This is a genomic window from Pseudoalteromonas sp. MEBiC 03607 (assembly GCF_004792295.1).
GTDB classification, from domain to species: domain Bacteria; phylum Pseudomonadota; class Gammaproteobacteria; order Enterobacterales; family Alteromonadaceae; genus Pseudoalteromonas; species Pseudoalteromonas lipolytica_C.
In genome coordinates, this window is the sequence record NZ_SRRY01000001.1 from 1,839,269 (window position 1) to 1,854,228 (window position 14,960).

General features: G+C 39.1%; 15 protein-coding genes. 7 read left to right on the forward strand and 8 right to left on the reverse strand.

From position 1 onward, the window contains the following. Positions 1 to 19: 19 nt before the first annotated feature. Positions 20 to 382, reverse strand: a complete 363-nt coding sequence (gene bamE, locus E5N72_RS08420) for an outer membrane protein assembly factor BamE (RefSeq protein ID WP_135924054.1) — start codon at positions 380 to 382, stop codon at positions 20 to 22. 117 nt (positions 383 to 499) lie between these two features. Between bamE and E5N72_RS08425 the strand changes: the two genes are divergently transcribed. Further along, a complete protein-coding gene (locus tag E5N72_RS08425) occupies positions 500 to 829 on the forward strand; it encodes a GIY-YIG nuclease family protein (RefSeq protein WP_135924055.1) in 330 nt (109 codons plus the stop codon). Here E5N72_RS08425 and E5N72_RS08430 read toward each other — a convergent pair. The 4 genes from E5N72_RS08430 to ilvC all read right to left on the reverse strand — a co-directional run bounded on the left by E5N72_RS08430 (position 818) and on the right by ilvC (position 6,470). Further along, positions 818 to 1,729 carry a M28 family peptidase gene (locus E5N72_RS08430; RefSeq protein ID WP_135924056.1) on the reverse strand — a complete coding sequence of 304 codons (912 nt, stop codon included), beginning with the start codon at positions 1,727 to 1,729 and terminating at the stop codon, positions 818 to 820. The two genes, E5N72_RS08425 and E5N72_RS08430, sit on opposite strands and share 12 nt — an antisense overlap. Next, positions 1,671 to 2,855, reverse strand: coding sequence for a tetratricopeptide repeat protein (locus tag E5N72_RS08435; RefSeq protein ID WP_240704506.1), 1,185 nt, complete (start codon positions 2,853 to 2,855; stop codon positions 1,671 to 1,673). The genes E5N72_RS08430 and E5N72_RS08435 overlap by 59 nt, the downstream gene beginning before the upstream one ends. An 84-nt stretch (positions 2,856 to 2,939) precedes the next feature. After that, positions 2,940 to 4,853, reverse strand: a complete 1,914-nt coding sequence (locus tag E5N72_RS08440; RefSeq protein WP_135924058.1) for a methyl-accepting chemotaxis protein — start codon at positions 4,851 to 4,853, stop codon at positions 2,940 to 2,942. 144 nt (positions 4,854 to 4,997) lie between these two features. Then, entirely contained in the window at positions 4,998 to 6,470 is a 1,473-nt protein-coding gene (gene ilvC / locus E5N72_RS08445) for a ketol-acid reductoisomerase (protein WP_135924059.1), read from the reverse strand. A 146-nt stretch (positions 6,471 to 6,616) separates the two neighbouring features. Here ilvC and ilvY point away from each other — a divergent pair, with 146 nt between their 5' ends. From ilvY to E5N72_RS08475, 6 genes are all read left to right on the forward strand, one after another. Continuing rightward, the gene (gene ilvY, locus E5N72_RS08450) at positions 6,617 to 7,519 is read left to right on the forward strand and encodes an HTH-type transcriptional activator IlvY (RefSeq protein WP_135924060.1); all 903 of its coding nucleotides are present in this window, start codon (positions 6,617 to 6,619) and stop codon (positions 7,517 to 7,519) included. 199 nt (positions 7,520 to 7,718) lie between these two features. Next, entirely contained in the window at positions 7,719 to 8,768 is a 1,050-nt protein-coding gene (locus E5N72_RS08455; protein WP_135924061.1) for a GGDEF domain-containing protein, read from the forward strand. A 178-nt stretch (positions 8,769 to 8,946) separates the two neighbouring features. After that, positions 8,947 to 9,780, forward strand: coding sequence for a MipA/OmpV family protein (locus E5N72_RS08460; protein WP_135924062.1), 834 nt, complete (start codon positions 8,947 to 8,949; stop codon positions 9,778 to 9,780). A gap of 1 nt (position 9,781) precedes the next feature. Next, positions 9,782 to 10,168, forward strand: coding sequence for a DUF3019 domain-containing protein (locus tag E5N72_RS08465; RefSeq protein ID WP_135924063.1), 387 nt, complete (start codon positions 9,782 to 9,784; stop codon positions 10,166 to 10,168). A gap of 14 nt (positions 10,169 to 10,182) precedes the next feature. After that, the gene (locus E5N72_RS08470; RefSeq protein WP_135924064.1) at positions 10,183 to 10,875 is read left to right on the forward strand and encodes a response regulator; all 693 of its coding nucleotides are present in this window, start codon (positions 10,183 to 10,185) and stop codon (positions 10,873 to 10,875) included. A 6-nt stretch (positions 10,876 to 10,881) separates the two neighbouring features. After that, positions 10,882 to 12,123 carry an ATP-binding protein gene (locus E5N72_RS08475; RefSeq protein ID WP_135924065.1) on the forward strand — a complete coding sequence of 414 codons (1,242 nt, stop codon included), beginning with the start codon at positions 10,882 to 10,884 and terminating at the stop codon, positions 12,121 to 12,123. A gap of 243 nt (positions 12,124 to 12,366) precedes the next feature. On the opposite strand, the gene E5N72_RS08480 is transcribed toward E5N72_RS08475, so the two are convergent. From E5N72_RS08480 to E5N72_RS08490, 3 genes are all read right to left on the reverse strand, one after another. Then, positions 12,367 to 12,582 (reverse strand): DUF3820 family protein, encoded by a 216-nt coding sequence (locus tag E5N72_RS08480; protein WP_135924066.1) that lies wholly within the window; start codon positions 12,580 to 12,582, stop codon positions 12,367 to 12,369. Positions 12,583 to 12,717: 135 nt separating this feature from the next. After that, complete coding sequence (locus tag E5N72_RS08485; RefSeq protein WP_135924067.1) at positions 12,718 to 12,999, reverse strand: hypothetical protein; 282 nt, start codon at positions 12,997 to 12,999, stop codon at positions 12,718 to 12,720. 283 nt (positions 13,000 to 13,282) lie between these two features. Then, a complete protein-coding gene (locus E5N72_RS08490; RefSeq protein ID WP_135924068.1) occupies positions 13,283 to 14,854 on the reverse strand; it encodes a cation:proton antiporter family protein in 1,572 nt (523 codons plus the stop codon). Positions 14,855 to 14,960: the final 106 nt, after the last annotated feature.

Below are 14,960 nucleotides of genomic sequence, written 5' to 3' on the forward strand. Positions count from 1 at the left end.
TTTTGTTAAGTGTGATTCGTTACTCTTGCTCGAGCGGTGTATTGAATTCACTTGGCTGTTCATAATCACCTGAAAGTGAAACCAGTTTATCGTTTTCAAAGTTAAGCGTTAGTGATTTACGCTGTTCGTTACTACGACCAATATTAAATACATAAAGATAATGCCATGTATTATTGTCGAATGAATCTTCAGCTACTGGTTTACCAAGTACATAAAGAACTTGTTCGCGTGTCATATTGACGCGAAGTTTATCAACGTCAGATTGCTCTAAAAAGTTACCTTGTGGAATATTGATACGGTAAACCCAGCTTGAACACCCTGCTGTAGCACTTAAAGTAAGGGTAAGTACTAACCAAAAAGAAAAAGTTTTAAACGACTGCATTATTTGTTTGAATCCTTATTTTTTATACACTGCATGATACCGATTAGTCACAGAAGGTAAAACCCTTTTCAGTAATTGTTTTTACTGAAATGCGATTAACAATCACGAGGCATAAATTTGACCACAGATAATACAGAAAGTTTACTCGATCCAATAAAAAACAGCGATAACTCAGATGCTTCATGGCATTTGTATATTGTTCAGACTCGTTTAGGGCATTGGTATACGGGGATCAGTACCAATGTGCAAAAACGTTTTGAAGCCCACCAAGCTGGCAAAGGTGCGAAAAATTTAAAAGGCAAAGGGCCGCTTAAATTAATTTACCAACAACAAGTGGGTAGTCGCAGTGAGGCAAGTAAATTGGAGTGTCGTGTAAAAAAGCTTACTAAGGCGCAAAAAATACAGTTTGTAGCCACATCTAAATTACCTATTAAGTTAGTCGGTTAGCTTGTCCATAAATTCAGCTATTTTTTGAATAGCGTGTTCATATAAATCGAAATTGATGTGTGCAATTGTATCAGTGCTTTGATGATGGTGCTTATCGTGACCCATACCAAAGTAAATATAAGGAATGTCAGCTTTAGCAAAAGAGTAGTGGTCACTTGCCTTAAGCCAGTTAACTTTTAAATCAAACAAACGGTTTAAATAGTGCGAAGAACTTGTTGCTACAAACCGTATTTTCTCGTCAGACAGTGAGTTTATGGCGTTTTTGTACTGCGATTGATGATTTAAAAATGCGATCATACGCGGTTTGTGCTGATTAACCACCAACATGTCTAAGTTAATGTTCAGCTTTACGTCGCTAGGATTTAATGTAGAAACGAAGTAATCACTACCATGTAAGCCATTTTCTTCTGCATCTGTAGCAACAAACACAAGCTTATATGGGGATGTTTTCTCAGCAAAAATGGCTGCTATATAAAGAAGGGCTGCAACACCACTGGCATTATCATTAGCTCCAGGGTAAAGACGACTGCCTTGTAAACCTAAGTGATCGTAATGTGCGGTTAACACGATTAATTTGCACGATTGGCAGCTGTTTGGCTGAACGGCAATAATGTTACTAGCTTGGGGTTGCTGGTAAAAGGTGCCCGAGTAGTGAAATTCTTGGCGTTGAATTTGATAACCAAGGTCACTAAATCGCTGGGTAATATATTCTGCAGCCCGCTTAGCACCAACAGTATTCGTTTTTCGGCCATAAAACTGTTTTGAAGTAAGGATCGCTATATCGTGTTCAAGCTGTTTCTGTGAGCTTGCATTGACTTGAAAACAGCAAAAGTAAATTAAACTAGTCGTGATAAGACAGTTTTGCAGTATGTGAACGAAGCGCGCGTAGCTTGCTTTCATAGCGTTTTTTATCTTCCTCAAAGTCAGCTTTATCGTTAGCCATGGTTAAATATTTTTTAGCCAGTTTTAAATCGCCGAGTTGATAATAAGTTCGTGCTAAACCAAAATCGGTATCATGTAATTTTGGGTCAAGCTCACGGGCTTTTCTGTAATGCTTGATAGCATCTCTATAGCGTTTTGTTGTATAGGCATCATTGCCAAGCGAAATATGATAATACGGGTTTGCTTGGCGTTTTTTGTCGAGCATAGCTAAAATTTCGCGACCTTGCTGTACTCTGTCAGTTAAATTATAAAGCCGAGCTAAATTGCCAAGAGCAGTGTTGTTGTCTGAGTTTAAGGTGATTGCATATTGATACGCTGTTTCTGCACGCTGAAAATCATTGTTAAGCCTAAAAAGTACCCCAAGATTTCCCCATGCACCAGAGTATTTATAGTCCGCATTAATCGCAGCTAAATAATAACTGTAAGCAAGGTCATAGTCATTTTTCAGCATTGCTGAAACACCTTTGTTGTTGTAGAACATTGCGGTGATTCGGGCTTTATTAATGTTAGTCGTTCTAAATGCTTCTTGGCGACTATTCGGATCAAAGTCGATAATAATTGCCCGTTCTTGTGGGTAAATCACCTTATGATTTACGGATGCTTTGTTGCTTTCTTTTACTTTTAAGTTTATGTGGCCTGTTAGCAAATTAAAGCCGTTATTGAGGGCCCAATATTCAGGTATATGAACTTGTTGAAATTGCCCTTCGAGTCCGAGGTGCTCAGCTAAGCTGTAGGCTAATATTGATAGCGATAAACAGTTTGCATTTAAATTGGCATAGCTTTGACCTGCCGTAAGTGTTGCACCTGATTGATATGAAAGTGACGAGTCTCCATTTTTAAGCAAAAAATAAAGTAACTTTTTGGCATTTTGTAACGTTCGAGCTTCTTTAGGAAAGGCAGTGTTGAGCTGCTCTTTAATATGAGGGGTCAATGCAAATATCAGCTCTTGGCTTTCGACCTCAGATACAATGAATTCGTTGGCTTGTGTTAACGACAGCGGTGGGGGAACTAAGTTAGATTGTGTACTATTGCAAGCGGTTAAAAAACTTAGACTCGATATTAAAGCAATGGTAATTGTTTTCATCTGACCCTCTAAATTCATGGCCTAATACTATTTAAGTATAGGCCGTGAATAAAAAAGGGTCAGTGTTATCTGTTACAAAACATGTCAGCGTTTATCAAATGTAGCAACAAGGTCATCTAAGGTTTGTGCGCTACTTGCTAAATCTTTAATCGCTTGCTCTGTATCAATTTGCTCACGCATCACGGTATCGCTGATATCACTAATTTGCTCAATGTTGCGGCCTACATCAGCTACCACGTTACTTTGCTCTTCAGTAGCGGTCGCAATAAGTGTTGCCATATCATTGATTTCATTAGCTGCATCATTAATGGCATTGAGTAATTCCACTGAACTTTGCATTGCTTCAACGCTAACCTGAGCCTGTGATTTCGAGTGATTTATATGATTTACCACTGAGTCAGAGGTACTACTTAGTTCACTGATCATGGTTTGAATTTCAGTTGTTGATTGTGAAGTTCGGTTTGCAAGTGCTCTTACTTCATCTGCCACAACAGCAAAACCACGGCCATGCTCACCAGCTCGTGCGGATTCAATGGCCGCATTAAGAGCCAGTAAATTTGTTTGCTCTGAAATACCTCTGATTGAGTCAACGATACTGGCAATGGCTTGTGTTTTATGTGCCAGCTCATTCACTTGCTCTGTAATATTATCGATATCGGTCGCCAGTTCTATTATCGCTTCTTTACTTTGTGTGACCTGAGTGTGGCTTTGCTTAGTATTATCTTTGCTGCTTTGTGTTAACTTGGCAGTATTTGCAGCACTTGAGGCTATCTCTTGCACGGTTGCGCCCATTTCATTAATAGCAGCAGCAACAGAAATAGTTTGCTCTTTTTGATTATCAAGCGCTTCAGAGTTCTTTTGCGCTTGTTTAAAAACATGAGAGGCACTTTGTCTTATTTCGCTACTTTCTTGTGCAACTTGGCTGATAGCGGTTTCTATCTTAGAAATAAATTGATTGAAACCAGCTGATAAATTAGCAAGTTCAGGCTGCTCTGAGTCAGGTAGTCGGTACGCTAAATTAGCATCACCTGAGCCTAAACGAGTAAACAGTTCAGCCATTTTTGAAAGAGGAGATGACAGTGTGCGTGCTAATAATAAGCCTGCAAAGCTCGCTATCAGTGCAATAACAATAGCAAAGCTTATAATTTGCCATTGTAAAACTTGAATGCTCGAAAATACTTCATGTTTTGGTACCTGAGCGATAACAAATAGATCTGTATTTTTGATTGGACTTGCAGCAACTAAAGTGGCTTCACCATTAAGCTCGATTTCTTGTAGGTTGAAGTCTTGGTTTGTTAAGAGTGTGTTTGTAATACCCGGCGAGTAGATACTATCAAGTTTTGCTTTCGCGACTTTATCAGCATCTTTATGCAGCTGGATTAACCCATTTTTGTCAGCTAAAAATACAAACCCTGTTTCTTCGATTTGGAAGCGCTTTAGCATTGCTTGCATATCGTCAATGCTTTTTGCAAGGCCGGCTAAACCAATGCCATTGGTTTGCTGGTGGTTTACAAACATTTTCACATCAGTTGGTGATTCTTGATAGATACTAATAGAAAACGGCTGTGTTGTGTTAGTAAACGCAAAAAACCAACCATCTTGATCTTTAGTTAAAACTCGCAAGAAACCGTCTTGATTCCAGTATTGTGCCGTTTCACGATTAGCCCAAGAAGCGGTTGCTAAATCGTATTGCTTAACAAGGCGGTTAAGCTCTTTTAGCAGTGTTTTATCATCAGTATTGCCTGAACGCGCCCACTCTAATACAAATTCGTTACTAGAGAGTTGCTCAGCGGCGCTGATCATTTGATTTATATCGTGAGTAATATAATTATCAATTGCTTGTAGCTTGCTAGGTAGCTCAGATTCAATCATTCGTTGCTCGATGATTTGTTTTGCGCTGTATAGAGCTGTTGCGCCAATGAGAGCGGCAACAATTAATGCAATTGCACTGCCAAGCAGTGTTATCTTTTTAGTAATGGTGAGTTGATTTAACGCCATGAAAGTGTCTTAGTTTACAACATTTAAGTCAGTAATTTTAGCATACACTTTGCAGATGACGAATCAATGTAGGAACAAAAAAAAAGCCCAAAGCATATTAGCAATTGGGCTTGGTTTCTAACAAGCGAAACTTACTTTCCAGGGTTAAACAATTTTCTTCATTGCTGACATATAACCACGTAGCTTGCTACCTACTACCTCAACTGGGTGCTCACGTAGTGCTTTGTTTACAGCAATCAATGCTTGGTTATCTACTTGATTACTTGTTGTATCTAAGCCTTTACCAATTACATCTGTGTCGATGTTTTTCATAAAGTCTTGTAATAGCGGTAAACACGCATGGTTGTATAGGTAACAGCCGTATTCTGCTGTATCTGAAATTGTTCTGTTCATTTCGAAAAGCTTTTTACGCGCAATGGTATTTGCGATAAGCGGCGTTTCGTGTAATGACTCATAGTAAGCTGACTCTGCGATAATACCTGCAGCAGTCATGGTTTCGAACGCAAGCTCTACACCAGCCTTAACCATTGCAACCATTAAAATACCTTGGTCGAAGAACGTTTGTTCGTTGATTTCTTGATCTGTATTTTGTTGCTTTTCAAATGCTGTTTCAGCTGTTTCAGCACGCCATGCAAGTAATTTTGCATCGTCTTCAGCCCAATCAGCCATCATGCCACGAGAAAACTCACCGCTGATGATATCGTCCATATGCTTGTTATAAAGCGGACGCATAATTGTTTTTAGCTCTTCGGCTAGTTCAAACGCTTTTATTTTTGCTGGGTTTGACAGGCGGTCAAGCATGTTAGTGACGCCACCGTATTTAAGAGCTTCGGTGATTACTTCCCAACCGTATTGAATTAATTTAGATGCGTAGCTTGGATCAATGCCTTTTTCGACCATTTTATCAAAACAAAGTAGTGAACCTGTTTGCAGCATACCGCATAAAATTGTTTGCTCGCCCATTAAGTCAGATTTTACTTCTGCAATGAATGATGACTTTAATACACCTGCACGATGACCACCGGTGCCAACAGCGTATGCTTTAGCTTGTGCAAGACCATGACCTTGAGGGTCGTTTTCAGGGTGAACAGCAATAAGAGTCGGTACACCAAAGCCACGCTTGTATTCTTCACGAACCTCAGAGCCAGGGCATTTTGGTGCAACCATGATAACTGTTAAGTCTTCACGAATTTGCATGCCTTCTTCAACGATATTGAAACCGTGTGAATATGCTAGTGTTGCGCCTTGCTTCATTAAAGGCATGATTGCAGTAACAACAGAAGTATGTTGTTTATCTGGTGTTAGGTTTAGTACTACATCTGCTGTTGGAATAAGTTCTTCGTATGTACCAACAGTAAAGCCATTTTCAGTTGCGTTTAAGAATGATTGACGACGCTCGGCAATAGCTGACTCACGTAATGTATAAGAAACATCTAAGCCTGAATCACGTAAGTTCAAACCTTGGTTAAGGCCTTGAGCACCACAACCGACAATAACGAGTTTTTTTCCTTTTAAAGCATCAACGCCTTCAGAGAACTCTGAAGGATCCATAAATTCACACTGCGCTAATTGCGCTAACTGCTCTCTTAAAGGAAGAGTATTAAAATAATTCGCCATTGTTAGTGTCCTATAAAAAACTAATTTGTTAGAAAACAAAGAGCCAATCTGTTGCCCCTTGTGTGAGTTAACAGTATGCAATTTTTTGCCTTGCGTAAAATGATATATTTGAATTAAAGTGTTTCATAAAATGAAATGGTGGGTTTATGGATCACAAACATCTACATTACTTTTTGGCTTTAGCTAAGACGCTTCATTTCGCCAGAGCGAGTGAGCTTTGTCATATTAGTGCACCTACGTTAAGTCGAAATATTAAACAGCTCGAAGAAGAAGTCGGAGTGGTGCTATTTAATCGGGATAACCGCTCTGTAAAATTAACGCGAGAAGGTGAGTCTTTTATTGAGTATGCTAATGCGACATTGGCCAGTTGGCATCGTTTTAAAGCAAATGTCCAAGAGCCCCAGCAACATATTTATGGCAATGTCAGCATATATTGCTCTGTGACTGCATCGTATAGCTTTTTACATCAAATATTAGAACAGCTTCGCATGCAGCATCCTTATATAGAGATCACCTTAAATACCGGCGATCCCGCGTTAGCTATTAACCGAGTATTAGATGGCCATGAAGCAATGGCAATCGCAGCAAAGCCAGCAAAATTACCTGGGCAAGTTGCTTTTACCAGTATTGGTTACTCTCCTTTGGTATTAATTGCACCAAAAATTGTCTGTCCGATCAGCGAAAAGCTTGCAAGTGCTGAGCAAATTGATTGGTCTGCTTTAGAATTTATTGTTGCTGAGCAAGGTTTATCAAGGCAGCGCCTAGAGCAATGGTGGCGAAAAAATAATATTCATGGCCGTATTTATGCTCAGGTGGCAGGGCACGAAGCAATGGTTTCTATGGTGAGCTTAGGTTTAGGTATTGCTATGGTTCCTAAAATCGTTCTAGATAATAGTCCATTAAAAGACAAGGTGCAGATAGTTAGTGATGCAGAGCAAAGTATTGATGGCTTTGAAATAGGTTTAGCAGTGCTAAACAAAGAGCGCCACGATCCTGCTTTAAACGCTATTTGGAGTATTGCACAATCAATGACACAACAGGCAATCTAATATTTTAAGATGATACAATTGAAAGGTAGTTGTTAGTGAGCGGTTTGGCGGATTTTATATTAGTTATTTAGTATTGGTTTAGAAAAAAGTATGTCGTGTTTTATGCTGTTTTTTTATACTTCAAGCGGTTTTTATATTGATTTTTTTTAAGCGATTGCTAACGTGAATCTAAATAATAATATCAGGATTGCAAAGATTTATGACCCTGTCAGCACAAGCCGGACATTCTTTAAGTTTTTCAAGTCACTGTTTAAAACAAGCCATCCCTTTGATGGTTAAGTATAAAATACCTATTACGCCACTCAATTATGCGCTGTGGTATTGCTATGTTAGCGAAAAGAATCACGAGCTCAGTCAAGAATTAGACACTATTATCAATAAATACAATACCTGCAGCACTGAGCAAGCCAATTACTTGTTTAACAAATACCTTTCAAATGATGACATGGCTTTGTTTTATCAACTATCTGATGGATTTAGTGATGTTGTTGGTAAGGTCCATCATGATATTAGCGAGGCACTAACTTATTCTGCAGAGTTTGATTCGGTTTTAAAAGAGTGTCGTGACAAACTTAATGAGGCCGATATAAGCCAAGAGAGTGGCTTTGATGAAGTTCTTCTATGTGTTGAGCGTTTGAGTGACAAATCTGCTGCCTTACAAAATCGTGCTCAGGACTTTCAAAATCAACTTGCGCATGCTTACTCAGAGATCACTGAATTAAAACAAGAGCTCATTAAATCTCAAAGTAAGGCTGAAAGAGATCCTCTGACAGGGCTGTTCAATAGAGGCAAGTTTGACGAAGATGTGGTTCAGTTTTGCCAAGCACCTGATATTTCTGGGGTTGCCGTACTTGTTATGGTTGATATTGATCATTTCAAATCATTTAACGACACTTTTGGTCATCAAAAGGGTGATCAAACATTGCGCGCTGTTGCAACTAAATTATTAAAACATGTCTCGAGTGTCGGGCAAGTATACCGCTATGGTGGAGAAGAGTTCTGTTTTACAGCACATTTTGCCACAATCAGTGATATGACCAATTTTACCCAACAGTTACGTCAAGCCATAACTAAGTTACAGATCAAAGACCCTAAATCTGAGACTATCTTAAGACACGTCACTGCAAGCTTTGGTGTTGCGATTAAATCTAAAAATAGTCAACCAGAACAACTTATTGCAATTGCGGATAGGGCTCTTTATTTAGCTAAAGAACATGGCCGAAACCGCGTCGAAATTATCGAAGAGTAACCAGCATAAACAGAGTTTATCGATATTTGTATCAAATTTGTGAATAGTTGTAACCTAGCAAGGACAGTTTGTTCACATCTTGATAGTATGCGGTTATTAGAAAATCTTTTTGGTCGTAACAACAATAATGAAGTCTCAAGCGATCAGGATGTGCGCAGCGATATATGCTTTGACTGTCATGTTAGTGAATCAAGCGTATGCTGATGATTCAACTCGCACTGAACGTGAAAGCCGCAAGGCAAACCAAGAAATAGAAACCAATCAATGGCATATCAGTATTAATACTGGTATTGGTGCTATTACAAATCCATTACACGGTGGCGATAACTTACCCTTAGTTTTGCTCCCTGAAGTTGCCTACTATGCAGATAAGTGGTTTTTTGACAATGGCCGATTAGGTTATTCTTTTTTAGAGAGTAACTCTCATGTGCTTAATGTTGTCACTGAGTTTAACCCCGAAACTCGCTTTTTTATCGATTTTCATCCAAGCAATGTATTTGCGCTAAATTCATCTAGTAGCTTTATAGTCGAGTCAACAAGCAGCAATGAATTAAGCAGTAAAACAGTATCTGTTGATGATATTCGCCATCGACGTTGGGCGCTCGATGCAGGTCTTAGTTATCATTACATTCAAAATAACCACGTCTTTTCTGTGCAAGCACTAATGGATGTTTCTGGTGTTTACAATGGAATGCGAAGTGCGCTGCAATGGCAGTCTCATTATCAAGTAGGTAACCTCAGTGTTGCACCAAGTCTCGGTATTTGGTACAAATCAGCCGGCCTTAATGATTATTTTTATGGTTTATCGGCTGAAGAGACCTCATATGGGGAAATTGATGTTGGCAGTAGTTGGCAACCTTATGCTAAAATCGACGCCCGTTGGCCATTGAGTGAGGCTAACTCTCTTCGTTTTCATTTAGCATATTATGACTATTCAGCCGTGGATGACAGTCCGCTTTTTGAACACACGTATTCAATGACTGCTTTTATAGGATTCAATCATATTTTTTAATATGAAGTATTTTGTTTTTAGTCTGTGTGTGTTTGCAGTAGTTACTTGGCCGTTCCCAAGCCATGCGCAAGCGACTCAGTTTGATATCTCACCTAAAGTGTGTGTTGTGCTACAACAGCATGAGTTTTGTGATCTTGATTTAAAAATTAGCTGGCAAATAGCGCAGCCTCAAGATCTGTGTTTATACCAAAATGAGCAGCAGATACAGTGCTGGCAAGGTCTTCGCAAAGGGGTGTTAAACCATAAAGCGCGGGTTCAGGTTGAAACAATATACTCCTTAGTCAATCCGCATACGGGGAGCGAAATTGCAACCGCAAAAGTCGAAGTGCAAAGCACTGAAGCAAAAACAAAGAGACGAAGATTGCGCTCACCGTGGAGCTTTTTTTAATTCAGGAGCAACCAATGGCAAAGATTTTACTTGTTGAAGATGATCTAGGCTTACAGCAGTTAACCAAGGATTACCTTCAGCATAATGGGTTGGATGTTGCGGTCCTTGAACGCGGCGATGAAGTATTCGATTATTTAGAGAATAACCCAGTTGATTTAATGATATTAGATGTCATGTTACCAGGCAAAGATGGTTTTAGTGTTTGCCGTCAAGTACGTGATAAATTTAATCTACCCATTTTAATGCTCACCGCCAAAGGCGAAGATTTTGACCAAGTGATTGGGCTTGAACTTGGTGCTGACGATTATGTTATTAAACCAGCAGAACCACGTGTTTTACTTGCACGCATTAATGCATTATTGCGCCGAGGCCAAGCTTCAAATAAAGCACCTGAAGAGCTCACGTTTGGTGATTTAAGCATTGATAAAACCAGTCGCATTGTTACACTTAAAGGCAACGAAATTACACTTACATCTCATGAGTTTGAGTTACTATGGTTACTCGCTTCAAATGCTGGTGAAGTGTTAAGCCGTGAACATGTTCATCAGCATATGATTGGTCGTCAGTATGATGGCTTAGACCGTACCGTTGATGTTCGCGTATCTCGGATCCGCAAGAAACTAGGTGATAATAGTGATAAACCATATCGTATCAAAACTGTTTGGGGCCAAGGTTACCTTTTCGTATCTGATGCATGGGACATGTAATCATTAATGGGGAAACTATTTGCTAGCTTATATTTATATATAATAGTTTCTCTGTTTTTAGTTAGTGGGGTCATAGAACAGTTATGGCCCTATGAAGACACACAGCAACATATTGCACTTGATCAAGAATTTGGCAAATCACTTTGGCTTCTCAGTCAAACAGAAGGTGGTTTAACAAAACTAAAGCAAGAGTTTAATAGCGAGATAATCAATCGTAGCGATCTTGCCCTTCCTGAAAACCTGAAAACGCAACTCAATGAAAAGCATTACCTCTATGTGTTTAATCATGACCAGCGTGTAGTTTGGTACGTAGCGCTGAATGATGCGCAATTGTTGCATATAGGCCCTTTATCTGTAGCTAACCCTAGCTTTAGTTCCGTTTGGCCTTACTTTTTATTATTAACAGTGATTGGCTTACCTGTTGGGCTATGGAGCTTTTTACTTTGGCGAGACTTTAATAAGTTAACACTTGCATGTGAAGCTGTGGGTGGGGCACAGGATTTTGAATTACAAGATGCATCTAAATCCTTTTTTCTTCCTATTACCGATACCTTAAATGCGTTGCAAGAACGTATTCAATATCTTTTAGCAGCGCAGCAAGAACTGACTTCGTCTGTTTCTCATGAATTTAGAACACCACTTGCGCGCTTAAAGTTTGCAGTGGCGATGCTAGAGGAGCAAATTGAGAATGAGAAATCGTTTATCTATATTGATAATATGCAGGCAGATATTGCTGAGCTTGAAGCCTTGGTTTCTGAAATGCTCGAATATGCACGACTTGACTCTCATCAACCCAGTTTAAAAAGCCATTCTTGTGATTTAACCGCATTAGTTAATAGTGTGGTAAATAAACTTGAGTTTGCTACAGACATTGACATTGCAGTTAATGCGCCGTCACAGCTTTATTATAATTGTGATGAGCACTTTATTGCGCGCTGCATTCAAAACTTACTCGGTAATGCACAAAAATATGCGCATCATAAAATAAATTTGATACTTGAAGAACACCCTGATGCCGTTCAAATAATAGTTGAAGATGATGGCCCAGGTATTGCTCAGTCTGAATGGCAGAGCATCTTAAAGCCCTTTACACGATTAGATAAAAGCCGTGATAAGAAAACAGGGGGTTTTGGGTTGGGGCTTGCGATAGTGGCTAAAATTGTCAGTTGGCATCGAGGACAACTACAGGTGTGTGACTCAACGCTCGGTGGTGCGAAATTTGTTATTCGATTATTTAAAGATAAATAAATCTCAAAAACCTTATACCAATCTACAATGGCCGAGAACAACTTAATGACGTAATTGTTACCTTGTTATAAAGGCGGGGTTATTGCCACAACTATGTTTACTTAAGTAACTGGCTATTACTTTGACTAAATGTTACAGATATAAAAAAAGCGCCTGAGGCGCTTTTTAAAGGTTAAAACCAAAAATAAACAAGTAGCAAAGTAATAGACCATACTAATTTATAAAAGTTCTCAAAAAATTTAATTATTTTTCATCTAATAGTGGCATTAGCATTTTTTCAAGACCATTGAGTTTTACTTCGTATATCATCGCAAGTTGTGCCCCTAATTGACCCTCAGGAAATCCCTGCTGTTTAAACCACACTAAATATGGCTCGGGTAGGAGCAGCAATGGTCGACCTGTATACTTGCCAAAGGGCATCTTTGTATTTATGGCACGTTTGAGTAGTGCTGGATCCATCTTATTCTCAGATTTGTATAAAAGGGAGATGATACGGTAAAACAAGGAGAGAAAATAGGCTGTGACGGGCAAGAAACAGCCTATTTAGTGAGGGAGGTAGGCCCTCTGAAAATATTCACTAATTTCTAATAACTATTAGTGAAGTTGATATCGACGTTTTTTTGTAAAACCAAGCTGTTTGAGTTTAAGCAGAATATTAGGGTCATCAATTCTATCGGGTGTGTCGATTTCACGAAGAAAATGATCGCTTGGTACTTGATAAACATCTAGCATCTTGTTGAATAGCACAGCTCTAATATCCGTTGCTGTCATACCATTTTGCTGTAACTCATCAAGACGCTGTTGTATATCTACAAGTTTCCCGGAACGTGCATCATCCGTGTTTGCTAAAAACTCACTGGTAAACTTATCTTTCATTTAAATAACCTCAATCCATTTAACTACAGTGTATCAAAAAGGCGCAAAACCACAGTGAAGTTAAACGTTTTTGTGTTAAAAATAGATACTTAGCTTAGTACCTTGAGATTGATTCTACTCTTTTTTTAGTAGAGATTGCTATTGTTGATGTAAAGCTTTGTAAATAGCGTTGACCTAGTAAGGGGACGAGGGTTTAAAGGTAAGAAAATAGGCTTGGCAACTAACTGAATATAGTGAAATAATTCTCGGTTCCATTTAGAGGAACCGAGAATTATTTTTTACATTATGAAAAAAGTTTTTGTTTTACATGCTCCGCAAAGCCACTACCGGCCTCTAAATAGAAGTTGTAAGTAGAGTCAACCCCCATATCTTCTAATTCTTTTTGCTGGTCAGGGTAATTTGCTATCGCCGTTACTTGACCTTGATAACCTGAAGCCCGAAGTTGCTCCAAGGCAAAAATATTTTGCATATGCTTAGGCATTGCCAACATAACCATACCAACATGTGAATGGTTTACTCGTTGCCAAAAATCAGGGTCAGTTGCGTCGGCAAGTAATACTCGACGACCACGTTGAATATGTTTCTCTACCACATCGGGTTTTATATCGATACCAGCAACAAGGTTTGGATGAGTTTGACTAATTGTTTCATAAGCACCGGTTCCAATCCGACCCATACCAAATATCACAATCTTAGTATCGTTAAGGTTAACTGGCAGCTCTTCTGCAAGCCGAGTATCACTTTCAAATTTAAGTAACCAGCGCTCAATTTTAACGTAGATTTCATTCGAACGTTTGTTGAGCGGGGATGCTAAAATAAAGGTGATCGAAACAGCAATTGCCATTACTGCAAGCCATTCTGAAGTGATCATATTGCTTGATGCTGCAACGGCACAAACAATAAGCCCAAACTCACTGTAGTTTGCAAGGCTAAAAGCACTTAACAAAGATGTACGTGCGCGCAGTTTGAATGCATTAGTTAATACATAATACAGCGCCACTTTTATCGGTAATACGAAAACTAATACCAGCGCAACAAGTACTGCGTGGCTAGTTAGCTCTGCATTCAAACCAATATTTAAGAAAAAACCAACGAGTAATATATCTTTTAGATTAAGAAGAGACTTTGATAATTCACCCGCTTTTTTATGTGCAGCGAACATCATGCCTATTATCAATGCACCTAAATCACCTTTTAAGCCTGCAAATTCAAAAGCGTGATAGCCAATAACAAGGGCAAAGAAAAAGCCGAATAAAGGTAATAACTCACCGTGCTTTGAGCGGTTTAATACCCAAAACATAACTGGGCGTAACAGAGGTAAAGCAACTAATAGCGCCAGCGCCCAAATGTTCGGCGCTTTTCCTGTACTAATAGCCAAGAAGATCACCGCGAAGATGTCTTGCATAACCAGAATACCGATGGAGATTTTACCGTGCAGACTGGCCATCTCGCCGCGCTCTTCAAGTACCTTCACAGCAAACACTGTACTTGAGAAACTAAAAGCAAAGCCCACTAACAATGCGCTTTGCCATGTAAGCTCGCTGAATAAAGGCAGTGCAATTGCGCCAAGCAGCAGCATAAAAGCACTGAACAGTGTGCTACTAATTACAATATGTAATGAAGCAGGGGCCCACACCTGAGGCTTGATTAAATTAGCCACTTTTAGTTTAAGGCCAATACTAAATAGCAGCAGGGTAACACCTAAGTTTGCAAGGGTATTGAGTAATTCTGTTGTTTTATAGCCATATAAATTAAGCGCGAAGCCTGCTAACAAAAAGCCAATAAGAGGAGGAAGCTTTAACTGGTAAACAGCAAAGCCACAGACAAACGCAGTAGCAAAGTAGATTAATTCCATAATTATTCTTGTAACTTCATTTGTTAGCAGTGTAGCGAAATATTTCTTATTGGAAAACAATATCGAAGCAGAAGAGTTTAAAAAATAAACACATTTGCGCTATTTA

Excerpts from the sequence above, each read along its gene's own strand:
- bamE (WP_135924054.1), bottom strand. The coding sequence starts at position 382 with ATGCAGTCGTTTAAAACTTTTTCTTTTTGGTTAGTACTTACCCTTACT.
- E5N72_RS08430 (WP_135924056.1), bottom strand. The coding sequence starts at position 1,729 with ATGAAAGCAAGCTACGCGCGCTTCGTTCACATACTGCAAAACTGTCTT.
- E5N72_RS08435 (WP_240704506.1), bottom strand. The coding sequence starts at position 2,855 with ATGAAAACAATTACCATTGCTTTAATATCGAGTCTAAGTTTTTTAACC.
- E5N72_RS08440 (WP_135924058.1), bottom strand. The coding sequence starts at position 4,853 with ATGGCGTTAAATCAACTCACCATTACTAAAAAGATAACACTGCTTGGC.
- ilvC (WP_135924059.1), bottom strand. The coding sequence starts at position 6,470 with ATGGCGAATTATTTTAATACTCTTCCTTTAAGAGAGCAGTTAGCGCAA.
- ilvY (WP_135924060.1), top strand. The coding sequence starts at position 6,617 with ATGGATCACAAACATCTACATTACTTTTTGGCTTTAGCTAAGACGCTT.
- E5N72_RS08455 (WP_135924061.1), top strand. The coding sequence starts at position 7,719 with ATGACCCTGTCAGCACAAGCCGGACATTCTTTAAGTTTTTCAAGTCAC.
- E5N72_RS08460 (WP_135924062.1), top strand. The coding sequence starts at position 8,947 with ATGTTAGTGAATCAAGCGTATGCTGATGATTCAACTCGCACTGAACGT.
- E5N72_RS08465 (WP_135924063.1), top strand. The coding sequence starts at position 9,782 with ATGAAGTATTTTGTTTTTAGTCTGTGTGTGTTTGCAGTAGTTACTTGG.
- E5N72_RS08470 (WP_135924064.1), top strand. The coding sequence starts at position 10,183 with ATGGCAAAGATTTTACTTGTTGAAGATGATCTAGGCTTACAGCAGTTA.
- E5N72_RS08475 (WP_135924065.1), top strand. The coding sequence starts at position 10,882 with ATGGGGAAACTATTTGCTAGCTTATATTTATATATAATAGTTTCTCTG.
- E5N72_RS08480 (WP_135924066.1), bottom strand. The coding sequence starts at position 12,582 with ATGGATCCAGCACTACTCAAACGTGCCATAAATACAAAGATGCCCTTT.
- E5N72_RS08485 (WP_135924067.1), bottom strand. The coding sequence starts at position 12,999 with ATGAAAGATAAGTTTACCAGTGAGTTTTTAGCAAACACGGATGATGCA.
- E5N72_RS08490 (WP_135924068.1), bottom strand. The coding sequence starts at position 14,854 with ATGGAATTAATCTACTTTGCTACTGCGTTTGTCTGTGGCTTTGCTGTT.